Below are 23,940 nucleotides of genomic sequence, written 5' to 3'. Positions count from 1 at the left end.
TAGCGCTAACATTATGGCTTGGCAACCCGGAATCGTGCAGGCTCCGGCCCATGAGCTCCGAACTGACCGCCCCCGGGACCGGCCCGGCCGGTGCCGCGCCCACCCTTTCAGAGGTGGCCAAGCGCGCCGGCGTCTCCTCGATCACGGTGAGCCGGGTGGTGCGGATGCCCGACCTGGTCGCGCCGGAGACCCGGGCGCGGGTCGAGCAGGCGATGCGCGACCTCGGCTATATCCCGAACCTGGTGGCGGGCGCGCGCGCGCGCGCGCGGACCAATTCGGTCGGCGTGCTGGTGCCGACCATCGCCAACTCGATCTTCGCCGACACGGTGCAGGGCCTGTCCGACAAGCTCGAGCCGCTCGGCTTCTCCGTGATCCTGGCGCAGTCGCGCTATGACGCGGAGCGCGAGGACCGCATGCTGGCGGCGCTGCTGTCGCGGCGGCCCGAGGCGATCATCATGGTCGGCTCGCCGGCGACCGAGGAGGGCAGCCGCCTGCTGCGCAATGCGCGCATCCCGATCGTCGAGACCTGGGATCTGCCGGCAAACCCGATCGACGCGGTTGCGGGCTTCGACAATTACAAGGCTGGTGTCGCCGTCGCGAAGCATCTGGTCGCGCAGGGCCGCAGGCAGCTCGCCTTCATCGGCGGCGACGATCCGCGCGGGACACGCCGCTGGTTCGGCTTCAGGGACGAGGCACTGGCCAGCGGCCTTGCCGAGCCGCGGCGGTTGATCCTGGACCGCAAGGATTCCGGCAGCGTGGCGGCGCATGCACGGCTGCCCGGTGTCGACGCGGTGTTCGCCGCCAACGATGCGCATGCGATCGGCTTCATGTCCGGGCTGCGCAAGGCTGGGCTGCTGCGCGACGGGCCTGCATCGGCGCAGCCGGTCGCCGTGATCGGGCTTGGCGATCTCGAAATGGGCCAGTTGATCTCGCCGACCCTGAGCACGATCAGCGTGCACGGCGACGCGATCGGCCGCACCGCGGCGACGCTGACGCTGGAGCGCGGCGGCGAGCGCCGCGTCGATCTCGGCTTCGAACTGGTGCTGCGCGACAGCGGCTAGCGCGCCTCGCCCACGGTGCGGGCGGAGGTGCTCGTCTCTTTCCGTGCTTTCACCTTGTCGCGACCCCGGCGTCGACCGCCTCGAGCAAGGTCACGAGGCCCCGCAGGATGGCGATCGGCGAAGGCGGGCAACCCGGAATATGGAGATCGACCGGAACAACCGTGGAGACTCCGCCAACCACGGCATAGCTGCCGGCGAAGCATCCGCCATCCCTGGCGCAATCGCCCGCAGCGACGACCCATTTGGGATCTGGCGTCGCACGGTATGTGCGCTCCAGCGCCTCACGCATGTTCTTGGTGACCGGACCCGTGACCAGCAGCACATCGGCGTGACGGGGCGAGGCAACGAACCGGATTCCAAACCGTTCGACGTCGTAATGCGCATTGCTTAACGCGTGTATTTCCAGCTCGCATCCGTTGCAGGAGCCTGCATCAACCTCGCGGATCGAGAGGCTGCGGCCGAGGCGTCGTCGTGCGGTGCGGCCGACCATGGCCGCGAGCTCCGCGAGCGCAGCGTCGTCCGGGCGCGGCGCCTGCTCCGTCAATGGCTGGCGAAACAGGCTCTGGAACAGAAGTTTGCGCATCGCCTCAAGCCCTCAGAGATCCTGCCCGGAATAGGAGCAGTTGAACGACTTATTGCAGAGCGGGAAGTCCGCCACGATGTTGCCTTCGATGGCCGCCTCGAGCAGGGGCCACTGAAACCACGACGGATCGCGCAGATGGCATCGCTCGATCCGATCGCCGTTCAGGCGCAGCCAGGCCAGGATGTCGCCGCGGAAACCTTCGACGAGGGCCATGCCTTCGCAAGGTTCTGCCGCACTGTGCAGTGGCACTTGCACCGGGCCGGCCTCGAGGCCGATCAGGATCTGGTACGCCAGCGCGAGACTCTGCTCAACCTCGCGGATCCGGATCCAGACCCGGGCGTTGACGTCGCCGTCGCTGAGGACGGGGACTTCGAAGCGGAGGCCATCATAGGGGAGATAGCCGGGCTTGCGTCGGGCGTCATGGTCGCGGCCGCTCGCGCGCCCGACATAGCCCCCGGCGGCGAATTGCCGGGCGAGCGTTGGAGCAACGATGCCGGTGCTGACGGTGCGGTCCTGCAACGAGGCGGTGTTGTCATAGAGCTCGACCAGCGCAGGGAAATGCCGGCGGATCTGGTCGAGCGCGTCCCGGATCGTGTCGGCTCCATCGCCGGCGATATCGCGCGCGACGCCGCCGGGAACGATGAGGTCGCGCATCAGGCGGTGACCGAATGCTGCGTCGGCCGCGCGCAGCACGGATTCGCGCAGCACGGCGCAATGCGCCTGCATCAGCGCAAACGACGCATCGTTGCAGATCGCGCCGATATCGCCGAGATGATTGGCCAGCCGCTCGAGCTCGGCCATCAGCGCGCGCAGCAACAGCGCGCGCGGCGGCACGGCAATCCGCTGCGCGGCCTCGACGGCTTGCGCGAATGCCAGCCCATAGGCGACCGTGCTGTCGCCGGAGACCCGGCCGGCGAGCCGCGCGGCCTGCTCGATCGTGCTGCCCGTCATCAGCCCTTCGACACCCTTGTGGGTGTAGCCGAGCCGCTGCTCGAGGCGGACGACCGTCTCTCCGCTCGCGGTAAAGCGGAAATGCCCGGGCTCGATGATACCGGCATGCACCGGACCGACTGCGATCTGATGCAGGCTGTCCCCCTCGGCCGGAAGGAATTGATAAGGCGCGGCGTCCGCCGATGCATCGAGATGTTCGCCGAGCGGGAAGCGCGTTTGCCAACGGCCGTGATCGAGCCAGGGACGGGAATCCGGTGTGTCTGGCGCCTGCAATCCGAAGAGGTCGTGCAGGGTGCGCTCCAATCGAAGCGCCGGGGGATGATGGGCCGCAACCGAAGGAAATTGGCGATCGGGACAATCCAGGCTGATCACGCCGATATCGGACGTGCGGTCGTCGAGGATGGCCATGTGCACGCGCGACGGCTCACCCCACAGCCCGAGCAGGCTCAGGCCGCCATCCGCAAGCGCGTGAGCGGCGGCGCGCCAGGTATCGCCGTCGACCACGGCGCGCGGCCATGGATGATGCCGTTCGATCCTGTGGCCCGCCCGGATCAGATCGATCAACCTCGGCATATCCCGTTCTCCCTCGCGCTAACCGAGCAGGTTGGCGACGTGCTGGAACCAGACGACCAGCGGTCCCGGAAGATAGATGCCCGCAGTCAGCACCAGCGCGAAATGCGCGAACATCGGCAAATAGGACGCATCCGCCGGCGCGGCATTGCCGCGCGGCTCGCCGAACGCAAGGCTGGTCAGGCGCAGGATCAGCGCGCCGAAGGCGAGCAGCAGGCCGAACACCAGCGGGATGGCGAGCAGCGGCTGGCGCGCGAAGGTGGAGCTGACGATGAGGAATTCGCTCATGAAGATACCGAGAGGCGGCAGGCCGGCGATCGCGACCACGCCGATCACGAGACTCCAGCCGAGTGCCGGATGCGACTCGGTCAGGCCGCGAATGTTGGCGATCCGCTGCGTGCCCTTCACCTGCGCAATGTGGCCGACCGCGTAGAAGATTCCCGACTTGGTGAGGCTGTGCATCACCATGTGCAGCAGGCCGGCAAAGTTGGCGAGCGGGCCACCCATGCCGAACGCAAACACGATGATGCCCATGTGCTCGATCGAGGAGTAGGCGAACAGGCGCTTGATGTCGCGGCGGCGGTAAAGCATGAAGGCCGCGAACAGCAGCGAGGTCAGCCCCATCGTCACCATCAGCGGCCCGGGCGATATCGCATCCGGATTGGCGGCGAGCAGGATCTTGAAGCGGAGCACCGCGTAGAGCGCGACGTTGAGCAGCAGGCCGGAAAGCACGGCGGAGATCGGGGTCGGGCCCTCGGCATGTGCATCCGGAAGCCAGGCGTGCAGCGGCGCCAGGCCGACCTTGGTGCCGTATCCGAGCAGCAGGAAGATGAAGGCGACGTTGAGCAATGCCGGGTCGAACGTCGCCGCACGGCTGATCAGCACCGTCCACACCATGGCGTCCTGACCCTCGCCGACCACCGGCAGTGCGGCCATGTACACCAGGATCGTGCCGAACAGCGCCAGCGCGATGCCGACGCTGCCGAGGATGAAGTACTTCCAGGCCGCTTCCAGCGCCGCATGGGTCCGGTAGATGCCGACCATCAGCACGGTGGTGAGCGTCGCGACCTCGACCGCGACCCAGATCAGGCCGATATTGTTCGACACGAATGCGAGGTTCATGCCGAACATCATCACCTGATACATGGCATGGTAGAATTGCAGATAGCCCGGCGTCAGCCGTCCGGTTTCGAGTTCATGGGCGATATAGCTGGCGCTGAATACGCTCGTGGTGAATCCCACGAAGGTGTTGAGCACGATGAAGACGATGTTGAGATCGTCGATCAGCAGGTACTGGCCGGGTTGCGGGCGCTCAACCACGAGCAACGAAAGCGCGGCCAGCAAGGTGCCGAGACTGGCCAGGACATTGAGGCCCGCGGTCAGCCGGTAACCGGGCAGCGCGGCCAGCACCGCCGCGGCGGTGATCGGTATTAACAGGACCCAGGTGACGGCGTCCGACGCAGCAGTCATCGGCGCTCCCCCCTGAATTCATCGAGCGCACCGACGTCGACGGTGTCGAACCGCTCGCGAATGCGGAACAGGAACACGCCGATCACGATGAATGCGATCAGGATCGAGAAGGCGACGCTGATCTCCACGACGAGCGGCATGCCCTTGGCGCCGGTCGCGGCCAGCACCAGGCCGTTTTCCAGCGACATGAAGCCGACGACCTGGCTGACGGCGTTGCGCCGCGTCACCATGACGAGCAATCCCAGCAGAACCACCGACAGTGCGAAGGCGAGGTCTTCCCTTGCCAGCGGATCGGCGGCGCCGGTGACGCGCAGCATCAGCACCATGGACAGGGCGACGAGCCCCATGCCGGCAAGCATGGTCGGACCGATGCTCACCGCGGTCTCGATATCGCGATGAATGCCGAGCTGCTTGATGATCCGATGCAACGCCACCGGGATGACGATCGCCTTGAAGACCAGTGCGATCGCTGCGGTGACGTAGAGATGCGGCGCATTCTGGATGAAGGCCTGCCAGGCGACGGAAGCTGCGAGCACCACGGCATGAAGTGCGAAGATGTTCAGCAGCGCATACAGGCGGTCCTGGTACAGCATCATGAAGCTGATCAGCACGAGCCCGCCGGCGAGCAGATGGGCGATGTCGAAGGCGAGGTTGTGCATCAGAAGCCCCGTGACACGAACCGAAGCAGCGTGCCGAGCAGGCCGAGCATCAGCGCCGCGCCGAGGAATTCGGGGACGCGGAACACCCGCATCTTGGCCGTCGCGGTCTCGAACACGGCAAGGAGGAAGCTCGCGACCGCAAGCTTGAGGATGTAGGCGACAACGCTCACCAGATAGGACAGCGGACCCGCGCCCTCGGTGGTGATCTGCCAGGGGAAGAACACGCAGATGATCAGGGAGATGTAGAGCAGCAGCTTGAGGAAGGCGCCGAACTCGATCATGGCGAGGTGACGCCCGGAATATTCGAGGATCATCGCCTCGTGCACCATGGTCAGCTCCAGATGCGTCGCCGGGTTGTCGACCGGGATGCGCGCGTTTTCGGCGAGCGCCACCATGATGAGGGCGATCATCGCCATGCCGAGCGAGACGCGCAGTCCGACCTCCGACGACGCCATGAAGGTCGCGACCGTCGACAGCTGCGTCGAGCCGGCAATCAGCGCGACGCAGAACACCATCAACAGCATGGCCGGCTCGGCGAGCGCGGCAATCATCACCTCGCGGCTGGAGCCGATGCCGCCGAAGCTGGTGCCGACGTCCATGCCGGCCAACGCGAGGAAGAAGCGCGCGCTGCCGAGCAGGGCGACGATCGCGATCAGGTCGGCGCTCCAGTTGAATTGCAGGCCGGTCGCAAAGGTCGGGACCAGCGCCGCCGCGACCCAGATCGCCGCGAACGTCACATAGGGCGTGACGCGGAACAGCCAGGACGCGTTTTCGGCGAGCACGACCTCCTTGCGCAGCAGCCGCAGCAGATCGCGGTAGGGCTGGAAGATCGACGGTCCTTTTCGCCGCAACAGCCGCGCCTTGATCTTGCGCACGACGCCGGTCAGCAGCGGCGCGAGCAGCAGCACGAGCGCCATCTGGCCGAGCTGAACGAGGATGTCCGAGATCACGACCATATCGCGAGCGCCAGCAGTAATGTGACGAGGGTTGCGAACACCAGGCTGAGGTAGCGGCGGATGGTCAGGAACTGGAGCTGGTTCAGCCGATCGGCGAAGAACCACACGAGTTCAGTCACGGGTGTGTAGAGCCGCTCCCAGACCAGGTCGTGCATATCGACCCTGAGGCGGGCCGGCCGCAGTTCGCCCGGCGCAGGCATGTCGACATGCTCGCGGGCCTGGAAAACCAGCGTGCCGAAGACGCGGCGGATCGGCTGCACAAAGCTCACGCCGGAATACTGCGCCGCCGGTGTCGGGTCGGAGAAGCCGCAACCCCAGGCCGGTCCGCGCCGGATCGCGCGCGACGCAAAGCGATGGATAAAGTACACCGCGAGCGACGCCGCGGCGGTGATGAAAGCAAAGACGAGCAATCCGTTGTAGGAACTGCGGCTCTCCTCGATCGGCACGATCGAGAGCCAGGGATCGTCCGCCTGAAGCGGCATCCGGTGGCCGATCACGGTCTGCGCGACCGGCGAAAGCGCGTCGATCACCAGGCCGGGCAGAATGCCGGCGAGGAAGCAGAGCACGGCAAGGCTGAACATCGCGGCGAGCGAATAGCGATCGACTTCGCCGGCGGCTTCCGCGGCCGGGCTCCGCGCGCGGCCGAGGAACGTGATGCCGAAGGCCTTGACGAAGCATGCGGCGGCGAGCGCCGCGGCCAGCGCCAGCAAGGCGCCGACCGCGGGCACCATGATCTTCAGCAGCCATTGCGGCAGGTCGGGGCTCTGCAGGACGGCCTGAAACATCAGCCATTCCGACACGAACCCGTTGAACGGCGGCAGCGCCGAGATCGCGACGCAGCCGACCAGAAAGACGAAGCTCGTGAGCGGCATGCGGTGGATCAGGCCGCCCAGCTTCTCCATGTCGCGTTCGCCGGTCGACGTCAGCACCGCGCCGGCCCCGAAGAACAACAGGCTCTTGAAGAACGAATGGTTCAGCACGTGGAACAATGCGGCCGTGAAGGCGAGGGCCGCCGCGAGGCCAAGGCCGTTCGCCTGAAATGCCAGCGCAAGGCCGAGGCTTGCGAAGATGACGCCGATGTTCTCGATCGTGCTGTAGGCGAGCAGGCGCTTGAGGTCCTTCTCCATCAGCGCGTAGAGGATCCCCATGACGGCGGTGGCGCCGCCGAGGATGAGAACCGCGACACCCGCCGACCAGCTTGGCGGCCCGAGCAGATCGAACACGACCCGGATGAATCCGTAGATCGCGACCTTCGTCATCACGCCGCTCATCAGCGCCGAGACATGGCTCGGCGCGGCCGGATGAGCCAGCGGCAGCCACACGTGCAACGGGATCAGGCCGGCTTTCGACCCGGCGCCGAGCAGCATCAGCGCAAGCACCAGTGCGGCTTCGGACGGAGTGTGCTGGGCAGCGCGGATGGCCGCAAAGCTGTAGCTGCCGCCGGCTCCCGCCAGCAGGCCGAAGGCAAGCAACAGAGCCAGCGTTCCGAAGCTTGCCATCACGAGATAGACGTAGCCTGCGCGGGCATTATCCGCGTCACGGTGATGCGCCATGACGAGCGCCCACGAGGCGAGCGACATGAATTCCCAGCACAAGAGGTAGGTGAACGCATCGTCGGCGAGCACGACGAGATTCATGCCGGCCAGGAACGCCGGGAAAAAGGGGAGGATGCGCTGTGGCGCGGATTCGTGGCTGCCGTAACCGAGGCCATAGAGACTTGCGGCCGCACCGCCGAGATTGACCACGACGAGAAAGAATGCGGCGAGCGCATCGAGGCGGAAATGCGATCCCAGCCAGGGCAACCCGATCGGCAGGGCCAGTTCTGTCGCGCTGGTACGGGAGATGAGCGAAATCATGGCCCCGGCCAGCGCGATCAGCGAAATCGCGAAAGTCGCGCCGTAGACGATGGCTGTCGATTGGCGCGATCTGCTCGTTGCAATCGCGAGAGCGGTCGTTCCCAGCAGGGCGGCTACACACCAGATCTGCTGAGTGACCGCCGGGATCATGTCTGCACCTTCGGTGAGCCTGATCCGGCCTTCAATCGCACCCCGCGGCCGCCGCCGTTGCTGACGGCGCCCTCATTGATGACCTCGACGCCGGCTGCGCCGAGCGCATCGATCAGTTTCACGAGCGAGTCGACGTTGCCGCGAATGGTACCTTCGCTCGCCTCCATCCGCTGGATGGTTGGCACCGAAAGTCCGGACAGTTCGGCGAGCTGCCGTTGGTCGATGCCGAGCAAGGCTCTGGCCGCTCGTAGCTGCGCCGAGGTGATCATCGATTGATGGCCGTCGATTGGAGAGTCGCGTCTATTTGAATGTCATTTATGCACATCAAGTAATGATGGCACAAGGGCAATAAGTGATGTTTTATACATCATTCCTAGGCGCAGTCCTCAACGCGAGCGGTATCCGCGCGCCGACGGAGTTGCGCTGACGCGCGTTCAGTCGGAGATTTTTCGATAGACCGCCGCAGCGTGGCGCAGCAGCCGGCTCTTGCGCTTCCGTTCGTGCACGCGCTGGTGCTTGGCCTTGCGTTCGTGGGCGCGTTGCGCGGGTGCATCGACGCTCTCGAGCAGCCCGCGACGGACCTCGTCATCGTTCAATTCGCCGAGCAATTGCTGTCCCTTGCGCAGATGCTTCAGGATGATCCGCCATGACGCGTATTCGTCGGGGGGCAAGCCGCCCTCCGAGAACTCGATCGCGTAACGCAGCCGCTTGCTGGCGAGACGGACGCGGTGGCGCTTGTTCTTGCCCATGCCTTGCAGCCCGCGGCTCTTCTGGCACAGCTTGCCATGCCATCGCGCCAGCCGCCGCGCGTGAAACACCGCGACCGGCACGGCTCGCCGCTGCGCGGCGCGGGGGTCCTGCCGCGTGGTCCAGGGGCCGCTGCCGACCCAGTCCCACATGCCGTCGAACCATCGCCAGTATCGATCGCTTTGCAACGCCTCCTTGAGCGCCTCGAACGCGTCGGTTCGCGCCGTCTGGAGCATGCCTTCTTCAGGCAGGCCCTTGCTGTTTTCGATCGCGACGTCGAGGTCGCGCGTGGCGCCGAGATGGGCGCTCAGCCATTTCAACTCGGATTTCAGTCGCGTCCATTCGGTGTCCGCCACCATCGGCCCATAGAAGGCGATCGCCGCCTTCAGCCGCGTCAGCGCGATACGGGTCTGGTGCAGCGCGGCGGAATCGCCGGAACTCATGGCCTCGTGATTGGTGGCGACTTCCTCGAGGCATTCGGACAGGATCAGGCGAAACGCGGTCTCACAGCGCATGGCTTCGCTGAGATGGCGCGGCCGCTTTGGGCGGACAACACGCTCCTTGGCCGGACTTGCCGCTAACGTCATGACACTCTCGTGACCCCGCCGGTGCCGCAACGCAACCGGGCGGCTCCCGGGGTGGGAAGATTTCCCGTTTGATCGATGTCGATCAAGGATTTTCTGCTGGGCCGCAGTGCGACGATCCAGCGACAGGATCAAAATGTCGCAATCAACCCGTCGGCGGGAGCTCATTCCAGTCGATATGCAGGCCGGGCTTTTGAGGGAACACCATGGCTTTGTGCACGCCGCAAAACCAGCCAGCGGACTTCGCCGCAGCGTCGGATATTTCGTGCACGAAGTATCTTGATATTTCGCGTGCGAAATATATAACGGGCGGCATGAAAGCGGAACACCGGCTGATCTTTCTTCTGACCGTGGCCTATCGCCGGTTGCAACGCGCCATCGAGCAGGAGACGGCCACGCACGATCTGACGTCGGCCCAGGCAGGCGTGCTGTTCTTTCTCGGGCGCAATGACGGCGCGCTGATCGGCGACGTCTCGCAGGCGCTCGACATCGTGCCGTCGGCGATGAGCGGCCTCGCCGACCGGATGGAACGTGCAGGCCTCGTGAAGCGCCGCCGCGATGGCGAGGACGGCCGCAGCCAGCGGCTCCACCTGACCGCGGCGGGGCAGGAGTTCGGCAAGCGCGCCGCAACGCGGACCAGGGCGATCAATAACCGTCTGATGGACGGGTTCTCGGACGCGGAGATCGACGTGGTGTCGCGCTGGCTGACCAGCCTGCAAGACAAGTTTCCGAAAGGCAAGGACAGCTAGAGCGTCTTCAAGCGAAGTGGCTACCGGTTCGCGTGAAGAAGACGCGTCAAGCAAGAAGCGAGCAACAGGAGTGAAGCATGAGTGAAGTGGTCGTAGCGCTGGACGGCGGTGTCCTCACCGTGACGATGGCGCGCCCGGACAAGAAGAACGCGATCACCAACGCGATGTATGGCGCGATGGCCGATGCGCTCGAGCGCGCGGAGGGCGATTCCGCGATCCGCGCCGTGCTGTTGCAGGGCGACGGCGACAGCTTTACCGCCGGCAACGATCTCGCCGACTTCGCGGCGGTGTCGCGCGGCGTGCAGGGCGAGCGCCACGTGACGCGCTTCCTCGCCGGACTTGCCAAGGCGACGCGGCCGCTGGTTGCCGCCGTGCAGGGCAATGCGGTCGGCATCGGCACCACTATGCTGCTGCATTGCGACCTCGTCTACCTCGCGCCGACTGCGCGGCTGATCACGCCGTTCGTCAATCTGGCGCTGGTGCCGGAGGCGGCGTCGACCTATCTGCTGCCGCAGCGCATCGGCTATGCGCGGGCCTATGCGATGTTCGCGCTCGGCGAACCGGTCGAGGCGGAGACCGCGGTCTCGATCGGCCTCGCCAACGCGGTCGTGCCGCTCGCGGAGCTGCGCGCCAAGGCACGCGCGGCGGCGGACGCGCTGGCGAAGCGGCCGTTCGGCTCGCTCCAGCACACCAAGGCGCTGATGCGCGACCCCGCCAGGATCAGCGCGCAGATGGCGCGTGAGGGCGAGATCTTCCAGGAACGGCTGATGAGTGCGGAAGCACGCGAGGCCTTTGCCGCCTTTGCCGAGCGCCGCCAGCCCGATTTCTCCAAGATTACCGGCTAGGCCCCGAGCGTGGGCCGCCACGCGTGGGCGGCCCCATTGCTTTGGGGTTGACGGCTTCGCCGGCTTCGAACATCTCCTGTCGGGGTATAGCGCAACCCGGCGAGGCGAGGCATGAGCGACGGTCACACGCTGCGCGGCGAAGGAATCGCCGCGACCATTTCGGCGCAGGGCGCCGAATTGTCGTCGCTCAGAAATGCCGACGGGACCGAACTGTTGTGGCAGGCCGGCCCGCAATGGCCGCGCCATGCGCCCATCCTGTTCCCGATCGTCGGCCGCTTGAAGAACGATACGCTGCGCCACAACGGCAAGACCTATCCGATGACGCAGCACGGCTTTGCGCGCGACCGCCGCTTTGCCTGGGTGGAGCAGGGGCCCCGATCCTGCAAGCTCGCGCTCACCGACGATGCGGAGACGCGTGCGCGCTATCCCTTCGCGTTCAGGCTCGAGGTCACCTATACCGTTGATGGCGCCGATCTCGATGTCGCCTTCGACATCGTCAACACCGGCGCCGAGACGCTGCCGGCCTCTCTCGGCGGTCATCCCGCCTTCAACTGGCCGCTGCTTCCGGGATTGGCAAAGGAGGCGTACGCGTTGACCTTCGCGAAGGATGAGCCGGCGCCGATCCGGCGGCTGACGGAGGGACTGATGCGGCAGCAATCCGAGCCAAGTCCGATCAAGGGCAAGGTGCTCGCGTTGTCGGCGCAATTGTTCGATGACGACGCCATGATCCTCGATCAGGTTGCGAGCGCGTCGGTTCGCTTTGCTGCTGCGCAGGGGCCCGCGATCGAGCTGTCCTGGCGCGGCTTTCGCGAACTTGGCATCTGGTCGAAGGTCGGTGGCGCGGCGTTCCTCTGCATCGAGCCGTGGCACGGTTTCGCCAGCCCGGTCGAATTCGACGGCGAGTTCGCCGGCAAGCCCGGCCTCATGCACATCGCGCCGGGTGCGCGGCAGTCACTGGGCTATCGCATTCGCGTGAGCTGACGAAGAACAGGTCAATGAGCGCGGGGGCTGAGCGCACTGGTGATCGCGCCGACCGATGGCGGGTTCTCGTTCGCCCAGGCCTCATGCGCGGCAAGGTCGCGGTAATGCTCGGCCATGCGTAGCAGCCGCTCGCGGATGCCGGCGTCTTCCTCGCCCTTGGCCTGATCGGTCAATTGCGCCGCGCGTTCGAGAAGCGTTTTCGGATCGATCACGACAAGCTCCAAATCCGGTTTTCGCCAAGCGGACAACTGTTACAGGCAAGCACAGTTCCTGCCATGGTTTGATGACAGCGCATTCAGAGCTGGAACACGCCGAGTCCCGCCATCACATCGCGCCTGGTGCGCTCGGTGATCTCGCGAGCTTTCAGGGTTCCGCGCCTGATCACGTCAGCGACATGGTCGCGATCGCCCGCCAGCTCGGCGCGCCGGGTCCGGATCGGTGCGATCAGGGCTTGCAGGATGTCCTCGAGCCGCCGCTTGACGGCTGCGTCGCCGAGACCGCCGCGCCGATAGCGCGCCTTCAATTCCTCGACGGCATGGTGATCGTCGTCGAACGCGTCGAGATAGCTGAAGACGACATTGCCCTCGACCTTGCCGGGGTCGCCGACACGCAGATGATCGGGATCGGTGAACATCGCGCGCACCGCAGCCGTGATGTCACCGGGCGAGGCCGAGAGAGCAATCGCATTGCCAGCGGATTTGCTCATCTTCGCGCGTCCGTCGACGCCCGGCAGCCGTCCCGCGCGTGGTATGACGGCCACCGCCTCCTGCAGGAGCGCACGGCAGGCGAGCGCGTTGACGCGCCTGATGATCTCGTTGGTCTGCTCAATCAGGGGAGCCTGGTCCTCGCCGACCGGCACGACGGTCGCCCGAAACGCGGTGATGTCGGCGGCCTGCGCCACCGGGTAGCACAGGAAGCCCGCAGGGATGTGGCGTCCAAATCCGCGGGCGCGGATCTCGTCCTTGATGGTGGGATTGCGCTCCAGCCGCGCGACGGTGACGAGATTGAGATAGAGCATCGACAATTCGGCGAGCGCCGGAAGCTGCGACTGCAGGCAGATCGAGGTCCGTTCGGGATCGATGCCGACGGCGAGATAATCCAGCGCGACCTCGATGACGTTGCCGCGGACCTTGCCGATGTCGTGCGCGTTGTCGGTCAGCGCCTGCATGTCGGCGAGCAGCAGGTATTGCTCATGGCTGTCCTGAAACGCGAGGCGGCTTCTGAGCGAGCCGACGTAGTGGCCGAGATGCAGCGGCCCGGTGGTGCGGTCGCCGGTGAGGATGATCGGTTTGGTCACGGCTTGTCTCCATTCGTTTGAATGGGGACACCGCATGCGGGCTGGATGAGGTGAAAGAAAAAGGCCGCCCAATGCGGCGGCCCCGAAATGCATGAACGCGTTCGGCCCGCCTGTCAGTCGGCGAGCCACCAGAGATTGGCGATCAGGATCGAGCGGTTCATGGCGTGTGGCGTAAGGCAATCGAACGAGCCGGTCAAGACGGCATAGCCAGTTATTCTTCCACCCGGCTATGCTCGAGTAATCGCTCCCCTGTGCTCCTCCGAGAACACGTGCGCATAAAGGTTGGCGATCCATTGCTTACCTTCCTGCGTGACCCGCAGATATCGAAGTGCGTCGCCGATATAGGGGCAGACGGCCTTCCAGAAGAAAGCAGGGTACGCTGCACGTAGATCATCGGGAGTCTGATATCCGAGTTTCTCGCTTGCGCCAGTCTCCTGAAATTCGGCAAACAAGGCTGACGTCTTCCGCAAATAGTCAATGTCGGCCAATTGGCCGATCAAATCCGCGGCACGAAGCAGGCCGGGATAATCCGCCGTACTGGTATGCTCCTCTTCCCCCGGGACCGGAAAGCGCGTGTGCTCGATGTTCGCCTCGATTTCCTTTGTGTCGATGGAGGTCAGGCTCACCTTGCCGAAACGCTCGCGGACAAAGAGCTTGGATCGTGTCACATGATAGGGGGTCAAGGATGCGTCCGTGGCTCCAGCAGATATCCGGACGCGATCACCGTTTTCGTTACAAACATAAAGTCCGTCCCGGTCGCCTCGACATACCCCGCGTACATAGCCGATGTCGTGGCATAAGAGCGAAATCATGAAATGGAGCCAGTCGCGCGGCCTGACGCCGCCTTCGCTCGTATGCTTCCCGAGTAAAATGTTCTGTCCCACCAACGTCACCATGATGGTGTGGTTCATGTCGTGGTAGGCCGCATCGCTATTGGCAATATTCTCCAACGCGAGGCGCCCAACGAAACCGATGATGTCCGGATAGGCGGGCTCGAGGATTCCGTAGATTTGGCCGTATGTACCCTTGAGCTGATCGACAAACGCTTGGATGACAATTTGAGTTGGGTTGAACATGATCGCCTCCAATGCGCGGATGCTATGCCGGTTTGGGTATTTCGTCACCGGGTTGTTGGTCCCGCGAATTGGGCCGGAGCCTGGTGGCCCGGAGGCCTGTCGAGCCCTGGTTTGGGGGCTGCCCGGCATGAGGCAAGGCTGAACCACCGCTGATGGCCCATCGCGATCAATGCACCCGACCGCCAAACGGTCCGCTGTGAGGTGCATACCGGATCTTGCCGAGACCGGGCCAAGCGGTCGCGATCGGACCCGAAGCGGGCAGTGGGGCCAGAACGAGGGTGGACCGAAGCGCGCATTGTCCGCCCATGGCTCCCAACTTCCGTCAATTTTTGATCGCCATGTCAGATGTGGAAATTCTTGTCGAAGCGTGGCGATAGGAGTCACGCGATCAATGCTTTCGTTCCAAGTGATTTGCAGGACGAGTAATGAAGAACGCAACACTGCTTGCCCTTGGTTTATTGACGGCGGGAGTTTGGTCACAAGACAGCGCGAGATGTCAGACCTCGCTTTCCCCTCCGCTTTCGCTTGCGCCGCCGCCGTCGGACGGGGGATCGGCATCTCCGGCTGCAACCAACAACGTCTGGCCGCCGACGGCGACCGCTAAAAGTTCGGTACTGCCCCGAGCCGCCAAGGAGTCTTTGCCACGCTCCACTGCCCCACGATCTGCCACTGTCGAACACACGCCGGTAGAGTCAGGCAGCGCTTCGCCAGCACAGGTGATCGACAGGTCGCCGCCGTCGGCTGGACCGGTCCCCGATTACGATGGTTTTAGCGTCGGCATCGACGACGACACGTCAAGCCGGACGACGCGACCCGTCAGGTCACACCGGGCGAAGCAGCCCAAGCTCGATCAAGAAGCAGATCGTGTCTCTCGGCAGCAATCGGTCGATCCCGGGGATGACGACAAACTAAAGGGCAAGCTTACGATTTGCCGCGGTTGCAAGTAGCAAGCAGGTGCCACTCCGGGCGGACATTTGAACTGGCCCGTCATCTTGCGGGACTCTTGCCATGCAAGAGTCCGGAAATGGCCCACCGCGACATGTTCCGATGCTGCACAAATGACCGCTATACGGACAACGCGGACGTAAGCTTCATCGCATGATGCTGCCGGGTTTATGGGTACGTGCCCTAGTTGAACGCCATGCCGCCGCTCATCGCGATGGTCTGTCCGGTCATGTAGGGATTATTGACCAGCAGCATCACGGCCTGCGCGACCTCCTCGGCGGTGCCGAAACGGCCCATCGGAATGCGGCTGACCAGTTCGCTCTGTCCCTTCATCATGTCGGTCTCGATCAGCGAGGGCGCGACGGCATTGGCCGTGATGCCCTCCTTGACGAGGCGTGCGGCATAGCCGCGGGTCAGGCCCTCCATGGCCGCCTTGGATGCGTTGTAGTGCGGTCCGATCGAGCCGGCGCCGCGCGCAGCGCCGGAGGAGATGTTGACGATGCGGCCCCATTTCCGGGTGCGCATCATCGGCAGCACCGCCTGCGTGCACAGAAACGCCGATTTGAGATTGACCGTGATGGTGCGGTCGAAATCCTCTTCGGTGAGGTCGTCGACCCCCCTGACGATGGCGATGCCGGCGTTGTTGACGAGAATGTCGACCGGGCCGAGCCCGGATTTGGCGCGCTCGACCAGCGTGGCGACGGCGGCGGCTTCCGAGACGTCGGCCGCGATCGCGACGGCGCGGCCACCGGCGGCAATGATGCCCTTTGCCAGCGTCTCCGCCTCGGCCGAGCGCTCGCGATAATTGATGGCGACGGCGGCGCCGGCATCCGCCAGCATCTTGACGATCGCCGCACCGATGCCGCGCGATCCGCCGGTCACCAGTGCCACATGTCCGTGCAGACTGCTTGTTGTCATCTGGTCACCCTGTTCGACGTATCCGCGCAGGCTCGCAAACGGGGAGGCGCGGTGCAACGCAACTCTGCTCAAATCTGCGTTGGAGGCCGCCGAGCGGCGAAAAACCGGCTTCCTGGGCCGGAATCGGCCTTGCGTCCGGCCCGGGCCGGCGGCAATGGTTGAGGCATCACTTCTTGGCCCACCCACGAGAGTCCGATGAGCAAACTGATTGTCCGCGCCGGCGATTTCACCTTTGACGCCCGTTTCGAGGAGCAGCTCGCGCCGAAGACGGTCGCCGCCTTCCGCAAGGCGATGCCGTTCGAGAGCCAGGCGATCCATGTGCGTTGGAGCGGCGAGGGCGTCTGGATGCCGCTCGGCGATCTCGACTTCGGCGTGTCCTACGAGAACCACACCAGCTATCCGGCGCCGGGCCAGATCATCCTCTATCCCGGCGGCATTAGCGAGACCGAGATCCTGCTCGCCTATGGCGGCGTGCATTTCGCCAGCAAGATGGGCCAGCTCGCCGGCAATCATTTCATCACGCTGACCTCGGGGCTGGAGAACCTCACCGCCTTCGGCAAGACTGTGTTGTGGAAAGGCGCGCAGAACATCCGCTTCGAGGAAATCTGATGTGACCGAGGCCCGCTATCCGCGCGATCTCCGCGGCTACGGCCGCAATCCGCCCGATCCGAAATGGCCCGACGCGGCGCGCATCGCCGTGCAATTCGTGGTCAATTTCGAGGAGGGCGGGGAGAACAACATCCTGCACGGTGATCGCGCCTCGGAAGCGTTTCTGTCCGACGTGCTCGGCGCGCAGCCCTGGGTCGGCCGGCGGCACGCCAATATCGAGACGATGTTCGAATATGGCGCGCGCGCCGGCTTCTGGCGGCTGTGGCGGATATTCACCGAGCGGAAGCTGCCGACCACGGTGTTCGGCGTCGCGATGGCGCTGAAGCGCAATCCGGACGTCGTCGCCGCGATGCAGGAGGCGGGCTGGGACATCGCGAGCCACAGCCTGCGCTGGGTCGAGCACAAGGACATGTCGGAGGACGAGGAGCGCGAGGAGATCGCCCGCGCCATTGCCGTGCATACCGAGGCGACCGGCGCGCGGCCGCTCGGCTGGTACACCGGCCGCTCCTCGATCAACACGCTGCGGCTTTTGATGGAGGCGGGCGGCCTGCGCTATCTCTGCGATTCCTACGCCGACGATCTGCCGTACTGGATCAAGGCAACCGGCACCGAGCCGCATCTCGTGATCCCCTATACGCTCGATGCCAACGACATGCGCTTCATCAACGCGCAGGGCTTCGGCGCCGGCGAGGAGTTCTACACCTACCTGAAAGACAGTTTCGACGTGCTCTATGCCGAGGGCGCGACCTCACCGAAGATGATGTCGATCGGTCTGCATTGCCGCGTCGTCGGGCGTCCCGGCCGCGCCGCCGCGCTGATGCGCTTTCTCGACTACATCCAGAAGCACGAGCACGTCTGGGTGCCGACCCGGCTTGCGATCGCCGAGCATTGGCACGCCAATCTGAAGCATCTCGCGGAACACGCGTTCGAGATCGGCTAACTCGGCGTTGATATGACGCGGAGTGCTGATAAAGGGCTTCGCCATTGCAATGAAGGAGTCTTGCCGCGATCGCGCGCCACAAACTCCGTGTCGTCCCTGCCTAGTGCGCAATTGCGCACGGGAGCAGGGACCCATACGCCGCGGCGGACGTTGTGAACGGGATTCGTCGTTCCAGCGCTGCGCAACAATCGGCATTCGTGGTTATGGGTCCCTGCTTTCGCAGGGACGACATCTTTGTGAGGCCAGAGCTGTTCGTCATTGCGAGATCCCGCATAGGCGGAACAATGGATTGCTTCGCTTGACGCGGACGGTCAATGGCCTGCCATGTGCCGGCCGATCTCGGTGAGGTCGGCCTCGCTGGCGCGGGCCTCATGCACGAAGGCGCCGTGGAACATCACGACCAGCCGATCCGACAGCTCCAGCAGCTCGTCGAGGTCTTCACTGACCAAGAGCACCGCCGCGCCGCGGTTGCGGGCGGCCATGATCTCGGCGTGGATCTGCGCCACGGCCGCGAAGTCGAGTCCGAAGCAGGGATTGGCGGCGATCAGCACCTCGACGTCGCCCGAAAGCTCGCGCGCCAGCACCGCGCGCTGGACATTGCCGCCCGACAGCGCCGCGATCGGCGTCTCCGGCGTGCGGGTCTTGATCTTGTAGCGGTTGATCTTGCGTTCGGCGTCGTTGCGGAAGGCGGCACGGTTCAGCCACCAGCCGCCGCGCGCGAACGGGGCACGATCGAACTCGCGGAATGCGATGTTGTCGGCGACGCTCATGCCGCCGACGCAGGCGTTCTTCAGCGGCTCTTCCGGTAGCAGCGACATCCTGTGCCGCCGCATCTCCGCGCGACTCGCCGCATAGGTCTCGCCCTGGACGCGGATCACGCCGCTCTCGGCCTCGCGCTGGCCGGCCAGGACCTCCACGAGCTGGCGCTGGCCGTTGCCGGAGACGCCGGCGATGCCGACGATCTCGCCGCTTTTCACGGTCAGCGATACGCCGTGCACGGCAATCGCGCCGGCATCGTCAAGCGCGGTGAGCTTGTCGAGCTCGAGCCGGGCCGCTCCGGTCTCGCCGGTGCGCGGCGGCTGTACCGTCAGCTGTTCGGCGCCGATCATGGTGCGGGCCATCTCGTCCGGCGTCAGCTCCGCGACCCGGCCGCTGCCGGCAAGCTTGCCGCGGCGCAGGATGGTCACCTCGTCGGCAAAGGCCATCACCTCGCGGAACTTGTGCGTGATCATCAGGATGGTGAGCTCGCCCGCGACCACCATCGCGCGCAGCATGCCGAGCACCTCGTCGGCTTCGCCCGGCGTCAGCACCGAGGTCGGTTCGTCCAGGATCAGGAAGCGGCGCTTCAGGTAGAGCTGCTTGAGGATCTCGCATTTCTGCCGCTCGCCGGCGGAGATATCCGAGACCTTTGCGTCGAGCGGCACCTTGAACGGCATCCGTGCCAGGAAGGCCTCCAGCTCCTGCTTCTCCTTGCGCCAGTCGACCACGGCAGGCACGTCGTCGCGCGCCAATACCAGGTTCTCGGCAACCGTCATCGCCGGCACCAGTGTAAAGTGCTGGTAGACCATGCCGAGCCCGAGCGCATGCGCGTCCTTCGGATTGGCAATGGCCTGCTGGCGGCCGCCGACGAGGATGTCGCCTTCGGTGGCGTGGTAATAGCCCATGATGCATTTCACGAGCGTGCTCTTGCCCGCGCCGTTTTCACCAAGCAAGGCGTGGAACGAGCCGGGACGCACCTTGAGCTCGACATTGTCGAGCGCTGTGAAGTCGCCGAACCGCATCGTCATGGCGATGGCGTCGACGCCGAACGCGCCTGATGGTGCGGGCGGCTCGCCGATGATCACGACAGCGCCCCAATCAGGTCGGCGGATCTGGTCACCGCGCCGAACACGCCGCCCTGCATCTTGATCATCTTCAGCGCGTGATCGTGGTTGCTCCGGTCGGTCGCGCCGCAGCAGTCCTCGACCAGCACGCATTCGAAGCCGCGGTCGTTGGCCTCGCGCATCGTGGTATGGACGCAGACATCGGTGGTGATGCCGGTCAGCACGATGTTCTCGATGCCGCGCAGCCGCAGCATCAGCTCGAGGTCGGTGGCGCAAAACGAGCCTTTTCCGGGCTTGTCGATAACAGGCTCGCCCGGCAGCGGCGCGAGGTCCGGAATGATTTCCCAGCCGGGCTCGCCGCGCACCAGGATGCGGCCGCAGGGGCCGGGGTCGCCGATGCCGGCGCCGATCTGGCGCGAGCGCCAGCGCTTGTTGGCTGGCAGGTCGGCCAGATCAGGCCGGTGCCCCTCGCGGGTGTGGATGATGTGAAAGCCCTGTGCGCGCATTACCGCGAGCAGCTTCCTGATCGGCTCGATCGGCGCCCGGGTCAGCGAGAGGTCGTAGCCCATCTTGTCGACATAGCCGCCGACGCCGCAGAAATCGGTCTGCATGTCGATGATGATGAGTGCGCTATTCTCTGGCCGCAGATCGCCATTGTAGGGCCAGGCGTAGGGCTCGGACTTGATGAAGCGCTCGGGCATGAAATGATCTTTCGAGATGCTATCGGGTGATGGACAATTCGGCGGGTGCGCCGGTCAGCGTGCGCTTCGGCGAGCAGGTGATGATCATGATCGCGAGCGTCAGGATGTAGGGCGCGGCGTTGAACAAATGATAGCCGGAGGTGATGCCGACCGATTGCAGCGCGGGCCCGAGCGCGGCGGCGCCGCCGAAGGCGAGCGAGGCCCACAGGCAGAGCATCGGGTCCCAGCGCGCGAAGATGACAAGCGCCACCGCCGTGATGCCCTGTCCCGAGGAGAGGCCTTCGTTCCAGCTGCCCGGATAGAACAGCGACAGGAACGAGCCGCCGATGCCGGCGAGGAAACCGCCGACCATGGTGGCGCGCAGCCGGATCAGCAGCACCGAATGGCCCATCGCGCGCGCCGCATCCGCGCTCTCGCCGGCGGTGCGGATCAAGAGGCCCCAGCGCGTGGTCCTGAAGGCCCAATAGAGCAGCGGTGCGATCGCGACGCCGATCAGGAACAGCACATTGATGCGCAGCGCCGCGCGGACCTGCGGGATGTCGCTCCACCAGCCGAAATCGATCGCCGGCAGCCTTGCCGCCGTCGGCTCGATCAGCGGCTTGCCGAGGAAGAACGCGAGGCCGGTGCCGAGCAGCATCAGCGCGATGCCGACCGCGATGTCGTTGACGCGCGGCAGCGAGCAGATGCCGGCATGCAGCGCGCCGAACAACGCGCCGGTGATGCCGGCCGCGAGCACGCCGAGCCACGGCGAGCCCGACAGATAGGAGATGCCGTAGGCGCTCATCGCGCCCATCACCAGCGTGCCCTCGAGGCCGAGATTGATGCGGCCACTTCGCTCGGTGATGCACTCGCCGAGGCTGACGAACAAAAACGGCGTCGAGACGCGGATGGCGCCGCCGAATACGGCGAGCGGGACGGTCCAGAGCCCGAGCGATGCATCCGCCATGTCAGGACTTTCCCTTCAGGAAGCCGATGCGCCCGTAGAGTGCGTCGCTGGCCAGCACGAACACGAAGATGATGCCTTGCAGCACCAGCACCGAAGCATCGGGCAGGCCGAGCCGCCGCTGCAACAGGCCGCCGGAGGCCGAGATACCGCCGAGCAGGATCGCCACCGGAATGATCGCGAGCGGATTCTGCCGTGCCAGGAACGCAACGAGGATGCCGGTGAAGCCGTAACCCGCCGCGAGGTTGGCGTTGGTGCGGCCCTGCACCGCCGCAACCTCGATCATGCCGGCAAGCCCGGCGCAACTGCCGGCGAGGAAGCACACGGTCAGGATCAGTTTGCCGACACTGAGGCCGACGATCTTGGCGGCGCGGATGTTGCCGCCGGCGACGCGCGCGGCGAAGCCGAAAGTGGTGTGATAGATCAGGATGTAGGCGACGATGGCGGCGACGAGGCCGAACGCCAGGCCCCAATGCACGTCGGTGCCGGGAATGGTGCCGATCATGTTGGCGGCGCCGATCTCGCGCGTCGAAGGCTTGTTGAGGCTCGCCGGATCGCGCATCGGCCCCTCGACCAGATGGTTCAGAATCGCGAGCGCGATATAGACCAGCAGCAGGCTCGAGATCGTCTCGTTGACCCCGCGATATTGCCGCAGGCCGCCCGACAGGGTGATCCAGAGGCCGCCGCCGATCATGCCCGCGATCACCATCGCGATCTGCACCACGATCGGTGCCGCGCCCTGCAGCGCCAGCGCCGCCGCGGTCGCCGACAGCGCGCCGATCAACAACGCGCCTTCGCCGCCGATGATCACCATGCCGAGCTGCGCCGGCAGCGCCGTGCACAGCGCGGTCAGGATCAACGGCGCGGCGCGGGTCAGCGTGTTCTGCCAGGAGAAGGCGGTGCCGAACGCGCCGTAATACATGTAGAAATACAGATCGAGCGGGTTCTTGCCGTAGAGCGCGACAAAGCCGCCGAACACCGCGAGCGCGCCGACCAGCGCCGCGCCCGGGATCAGGATGTATTCGATGCGCGCGCCGTGGCGCTGGAGGAATCCGGGATCGGCGGCCGGAGCGATGCCGGCCGTCTCAACCGATTCCGCCGTTTCCGTCGTCACGCGGTGGCTCCGATCACGCCCTCGACGAGATAGTCCATCTTCTCGAGCTCGGGATCCTGCTGGCCGCGATCGGTACCGGACGCGATCACCGTCTTGCCCTTGTTGTCGACGAGCGGACCCTTGAAGATCGTAAACTTGCCGGACATGAACTTGGCCTTGACGTCGTCGGCGTGCTTGCGCGCCTCGGCGGACACCATCTCGCCATAGGGCGACACCTTGACGATCTCTTCCTTCAGGCCGCCGCGATAGAAGTTCGGGATCGCTTCGCCCGCGATGATCATCTTGACGAATTTCGGGTAGAGCGCCTCCCAATTCCACTCGGCGCCGGTGAGATAGGCCTTCGGCGCCAGCGGCGACTGGTTGACGTGATAGCCGCATACAAGAGCGCCGCGGCGCGCGGCGTTCTCGACCATCGTCTTCGGTCCGTCGACATGGCAGGTCAGCACGTCGACGCCCTGGTCGATCAGGCTGTTGGTCGCTTCGGCTTCCTTGACCGGCATCGACCAGTCGCCGGTGAAGATCACCTGGGTGGTCGCCTTCGGATTGGCGAGCCGGGCGCCGAGCGTGAACGCGTTGATGTTGCGCAGCACCTGCGGGATCGGCTTGGCGGCGACGAAGCCGAGCTTGCCGCTCTTGGTCGAATAGCCGGCCACGATGCCGGAGATGTATTGCGCCTCGTCGATATAGCCGAAATAGCTGCCGGCGTTCTTCGGGTCCTTGTCGGACCACAGGCCGCCGCAGTGCTCGAAGCGCAGTTTTGGAAACTTGCCCGCCATCTTGAGGACGTGCGGGTTGTAGTAGCCGAACGAGGTCGGGAACATGAGCGTGGCGCCGTCGAGATTGATCATGGACTCGATGGTCTTCTCGACCGCATCGGTCTCCGGCACCTTCTCTTCCTCGACGACCTTGATGCCGGGAAGCTTCTTCACCGCCGCGGCTCCTTGCGCGTGCGCCTGGTTGTAGCCGTAGTCGTCGCGCGACCCGACATAGATGAAGCCGATCGTGGTTTCCGCTGCCGCCGCGCCACGAATGCCAAGCGTGCTGCCGAGCGCCAGTGCGGCGCTGCCCTGCAATAAATGCCTTCTTGAAATCCTGCCAAAATCCATCGCCTGCTCCCTCCGGCGGGTCCGGCCCGCCTGTCCTTGTCGCAGCCGCCTGACGGCGGAGCTTGGGGGAAGTGTCGCAAGCTTCATGCCAGAGCATGTTTGGCGATCAGTCTTCCGTAAATGATTGAATGTACGTGAGAATGGTGATCGGTCCCGGAACGCTCGGAAGCCGATTGAGATTGATTTGCCTATTTTATGAGCGATCGATCGCTGTTGTATGCAATGCCGTTAAGCAGTCGCTAACCGCCGGACAGCCGGTGCGAGCCCGGTCGGGGCCTGCGCACGAAGCGCCATTTGCTGGCTGGT

General features: G+C 65.1%; 23 protein-coding genes. 6 read left to right on the top strand and 17 right to left on the bottom strand.

Translation table 11 applies throughout. The features are described from left to right. The first annotated feature begins 50 nt into the window (after positions 1-50). Positions 51-1,061: a LacI family DNA-binding transcriptional regulator gene (locus QA635_RS30175; protein WP_283063155.1), complete on the top strand. Its 1,011-nt coding sequence runs from the start codon at positions 51-53 to the stop codon at positions 1,059-1,061. 49 nt (positions 1,062-1,110) lie between these two features. Here the strand turns inward: QA635_RS30175 and QA635_RS30170 are convergent, their stop codons facing one another. The 8 genes from QA635_RS30170 to QA635_RS30135 all read right to left on the bottom strand — a co-directional run bounded on the left by QA635_RS30170 (position 1,111) and on the right by QA635_RS30135 (position 9,590). Continuing rightward, complete coding sequence (locus QA635_RS30170) at positions 1,111-1,644, bottom strand: NADH-quinone oxidoreductase subunit B family protein (RefSeq protein WP_283063153.1); 534 nt, start codon at positions 1,642-1,644, stop codon at positions 1,111-1,113. A gap of 12 nt (positions 1,645-1,656) precedes the next feature. Next, entirely contained in the window at positions 1,657-3,168 is a 1,512-nt protein-coding gene (locus tag QA635_RS30165; protein WP_283063151.1) for a hydrogenase large subunit, read from the bottom strand. A gap of 18 nt (positions 3,169-3,186) precedes the next feature. After that, entirely contained in the window at positions 3,187-4,635 is a 1,449-nt protein-coding gene (locus QA635_RS30160; RefSeq protein WP_283063150.1) for a hydrogenase 4 subunit F, read from the bottom strand. Then, positions 4,632-5,294 carry a hydrogenase-4 component E gene (locus QA635_RS30155; RefSeq protein WP_016843065.1) on the bottom strand — a complete coding sequence of 221 codons (663 nt, stop codon included), beginning with the start codon at positions 5,292-5,294 and terminating at the stop codon, positions 4,632-4,634. Before QA635_RS30155 ends, QA635_RS30160 begins: the two co-directional genes overlap by 4 nt. Next, on the bottom strand, positions 5,294-6,250 hold the full coding sequence (locus QA635_RS30150) for a respiratory chain complex I subunit 1 family protein (protein WP_283063149.1): 957 nt from the start codon (positions 6,248-6,250) through the stop codon (positions 5,294-5,296). The genes QA635_RS30155 and QA635_RS30150 overlap by 1 nt, the downstream gene beginning before the upstream one ends. Beyond that, the gene (gene hyfB / locus QA635_RS30145; protein WP_253603056.1) at positions 6,241-8,256 is read right to left on the bottom strand and encodes a hydrogenase 4 subunit B; all 2,016 of its coding nucleotides are present in this window, start codon (positions 8,254-8,256) and stop codon (positions 6,241-6,243) included. Before hyfB ends, QA635_RS30150 begins: the two co-directional genes overlap by 10 nt. Then, entirely contained in the window at positions 8,253-8,525 is a 273-nt protein-coding gene (locus QA635_RS30140; protein ID WP_283063148.1) for a helix-turn-helix domain-containing protein, read from the bottom strand. Before QA635_RS30140 ends, hyfB begins: the two co-directional genes overlap by 4 nt. A gap of 165 nt (positions 8,526-8,690) precedes the next feature. Then, positions 8,691-9,590: a CHAD domain-containing protein gene (locus tag QA635_RS30135; protein WP_283063146.1), complete on the bottom strand. Its 900-nt coding sequence runs from the start codon at positions 9,588-9,590 to the stop codon at positions 8,691-8,693. Between the two features lie 311 nt (positions 9,591-9,901). Between QA635_RS30135 and QA635_RS30130 the strand changes: the two genes are divergently transcribed. The 3 genes from QA635_RS30130 to QA635_RS30120 all read left to right on the top strand — a co-directional run bounded on the left by QA635_RS30130 (position 9,902) and on the right by QA635_RS30120 (position 12,162). Next, on the top strand, positions 9,902-10,336 hold the full coding sequence (locus QA635_RS30130) for a MarR family winged helix-turn-helix transcriptional regulator (RefSeq protein WP_057015246.1): 435 nt from the start codon (positions 9,902-9,904) through the stop codon (positions 10,334-10,336). A gap of 77 nt (positions 10,337-10,413) precedes the next feature. Further along, positions 10,414-11,181, top strand: a complete 768-nt coding sequence (locus tag QA635_RS30125; RefSeq protein WP_283063144.1) for an enoyl-CoA hydratase-related protein — start codon at positions 10,414-10,416, stop codon at positions 11,179-11,181. A gap of 111 nt (positions 11,182-11,292) precedes the next feature. Continuing rightward, positions 11,293-12,162 carry an aldose 1-epimerase family protein gene (locus QA635_RS30120; protein WP_283063142.1) on the top strand — a complete coding sequence of 290 codons (870 nt, stop codon included), beginning with the start codon at positions 11,293-11,295 and terminating at the stop codon, positions 12,160-12,162. Positions 12,163-12,173: 11 nt separating this feature from the next. Here QA635_RS30120 and QA635_RS30115 read toward each other — a convergent pair whose 3' ends face one another. The 4 genes from QA635_RS30115 to QA635_RS30100 form a co-directional block, all read right to left on the bottom strand. Further along, positions 12,174-12,374 carry a hypothetical protein gene (locus QA635_RS30115; protein ID WP_016843073.1) on the bottom strand — a complete coding sequence of 67 codons (201 nt, stop codon included), beginning with the start codon at positions 12,372-12,374 and terminating at the stop codon, positions 12,174-12,176. A gap of 83 nt (positions 12,375-12,457) precedes the next feature. Further along, on the bottom strand, positions 12,458-13,459 hold the full coding sequence (gene trpS / locus QA635_RS30110; protein ID WP_283063139.1) for a tryptophan--tRNA ligase: 1,002 nt from the start codon (positions 13,457-13,459) through the stop codon (positions 12,458-12,460). Positions 13,460-13,686: 227 nt separating this feature from the next. Continuing rightward, a complete protein-coding gene (locus QA635_RS30105; protein WP_057015250.1) occupies positions 13,687-14,535 on the bottom strand; it encodes an Npun_R2479 family HD domain-containing metalloprotein in 849 nt (282 codons plus the stop codon). A 1,128-nt stretch (positions 14,536-15,663) separates the two neighbouring features. Next, a complete protein-coding gene (locus QA635_RS30100; protein WP_283063137.1) occupies positions 15,664-16,398 on the bottom strand; it encodes an SDR family NAD(P)-dependent oxidoreductase in 735 nt (244 codons plus the stop codon). Between the two features lie 195 nt (positions 16,399-16,593). On the opposite strand from QA635_RS30100, the gene QA635_RS30095 reads away from it, so the two are divergent. Next, positions 16,594-17,007: a DUF3830 family protein gene (locus QA635_RS30095; protein ID WP_021077459.1), complete on the top strand. Its 414-nt coding sequence runs from the start codon at positions 16,594-16,596 to the stop codon at positions 17,005-17,007. Between the two features lies 1 nt (position 17,008). Further along, entirely contained in the window at positions 17,009-17,947 is a 939-nt protein-coding gene (puuE, locus tag QA635_RS30090) for an allantoinase PuuE (protein ID WP_283063134.1), read from the top strand. Between the two features lie 311 nt (positions 17,948-18,258). Here the strand turns inward: puuE and QA635_RS30085 are convergent, their stop codons facing one another. From QA635_RS30085 to QA635_RS30065, 5 genes are read right to left on the bottom strand one after another with little or no spacing between them, the layout of a single operon-like run. Then, a complete protein-coding gene (locus QA635_RS30085) occupies positions 18,259-19,791 on the bottom strand; it encodes an ABC transporter ATP-binding protein (RefSeq protein ID WP_283063132.1) in 1,533 nt (510 codons plus the stop codon). Beyond that, positions 19,788-20,471, bottom strand: coding sequence for a biuret amidohydrolase (biuH, locus tag QA635_RS30080; RefSeq protein WP_283063130.1), 684 nt, complete (start codon positions 20,469-20,471; stop codon positions 19,788-19,790). Before biuH ends, QA635_RS30085 begins: the two co-directional genes overlap by 4 nt. 19 nt (positions 20,472-20,490) lie before the next feature. Next, positions 20,491-21,417, bottom strand: a complete 927-nt coding sequence (locus QA635_RS30075) for an ABC transporter permease (protein ID WP_018270387.1) — start codon at positions 21,415-21,417, stop codon at positions 20,491-20,493. A gap of 1 nt (position 21,418) precedes the next feature. Further along, positions 21,419-22,528, bottom strand: coding sequence for an ABC transporter permease (locus tag QA635_RS30070; protein WP_283063127.1), 1,110 nt, complete (start codon positions 22,526-22,528; stop codon positions 21,419-21,421). Beyond that, positions 22,525-23,634 carry a BMP family ABC transporter substrate-binding protein gene (locus tag QA635_RS30065; protein ID WP_283063125.1) on the bottom strand — a complete coding sequence of 370 codons (1,110 nt, stop codon included), beginning with the start codon at positions 23,632-23,634 and terminating at the stop codon, positions 22,525-22,527. Before QA635_RS30065 ends, QA635_RS30070 begins: the two co-directional genes overlap by 4 nt. Between the last annotated feature and the right edge of the window lie 306 nt (positions 23,635-23,940).

The organism is Bradyrhizobium brasilense, from assembly GCF_029714345.1.
GTDB classification, from domain to species: Bacteria; Pseudomonadota; Alphaproteobacteria; order Rhizobiales; family Xanthobacteraceae; genus Bradyrhizobium; species Bradyrhizobium australafricanum.
This window is presented reverse-complemented; position numbering and strand designations above follow the sequence as displayed.

Coding starts and splice junctions, on each gene's coding strand:
- QA635_RS30075 (WP_018270387.1), bottom strand. CDS start 21,417: ATGGCGGATGCATCGCTCGGGCTCTGGACCGTCCCGCTCGCCGTATTC.
- QA635_RS30175 (WP_283063155.1), top strand. CDS start 51: ATGAGCTCCGAACTGACCGCCCCCGGGACCGGCCCGGCCGGTGCCGCG.
- QA635_RS30140 (WP_283063148.1), bottom strand. CDS start 8,525: ATGATCACCTCGGCGCAGCTACGAGCGGCCAGAGCCTTGCTCGGCATC.
- QA635_RS30065 (WP_283063125.1), bottom strand. CDS start 23,634: ATGGATTTTGGCAGGATTTCAAGAAGGCATTTATTGCAGGGCAGCGCC.
- QA635_RS30130 (WP_057015246.1), top strand. CDS start 9,902: ATGAAAGCGGAACACCGGCTGATCTTTCTTCTGACCGTGGCCTATCGC.
- QA635_RS30120 (WP_283063142.1), top strand. CDS start 11,293: ATGAGCGACGGTCACACGCTGCGCGGCGAAGGAATCGCCGCGACCATT.
- QA635_RS30155 (WP_016843065.1), bottom strand. CDS start 5,294: ATGCACAACCTCGCCTTCGACATCGCCCATCTGCTCGCCGGCGGGCTC.
- hyfB (WP_253603056.1), bottom strand. CDS start 8,256: ATGATCCCGGCGGTCACTCAGCAGATCTGGTGTGTAGCCGCCCTGCTG.
- QA635_RS30125 (WP_283063144.1), top strand. CDS start 10,414: ATGAGTGAAGTGGTCGTAGCGCTGGACGGCGGTGTCCTCACCGTGACG.
- QA635_RS30100 (WP_283063137.1), bottom strand. CDS start 16,398: ATGACAACAAGCAGTCTGCACGGACATGTGGCACTGGTGACCGGCGGA.
- QA635_RS30135 (WP_283063146.1), bottom strand. CDS start 9,590: ATGACGTTAGCGGCAAGTCCGGCCAAGGAGCGTGTTGTCCGCCCAAAG.
- QA635_RS30170 (WP_283063153.1), bottom strand. CDS start 1,644: ATGCGCAAACTTCTGTTCCAGAGCCTGTTTCGCCAGCCATTGACGGAG.
- QA635_RS30150 (WP_283063149.1), bottom strand. CDS start 6,250: ATGGTCGTGATCTCGGACATCCTCGTTCAGCTCGGCCAGATGGCGCTC.
- QA635_RS30095 (WP_021077459.1), top strand. CDS start 16,594: ATGAGCAAACTGATTGTCCGCGCCGGCGATTTCACCTTTGACGCCCGT.
- QA635_RS30105 (WP_057015250.1), bottom strand. CDS start 14,535: ATGTTCAACCCAACTCAAATTGTCATCCAAGCGTTTGTCGATCAGCTC.
- biuH (WP_283063130.1), bottom strand. CDS start 20,471: ATGCCCGAGCGCTTCATCAAGTCCGAGCCCTACGCCTGGCCCTACAAT.
- QA635_RS30160 (WP_283063150.1), bottom strand. CDS start 4,635: ATGACTGCTGCGTCGGACGCCGTCACCTGGGTCCTGTTAATACCGATC.
- QA635_RS30165 (WP_283063151.1), bottom strand. CDS start 3,168: ATGCCGAGGTTGATCGATCTGATCCGGGCGGGCCACAGGATCGAACGG.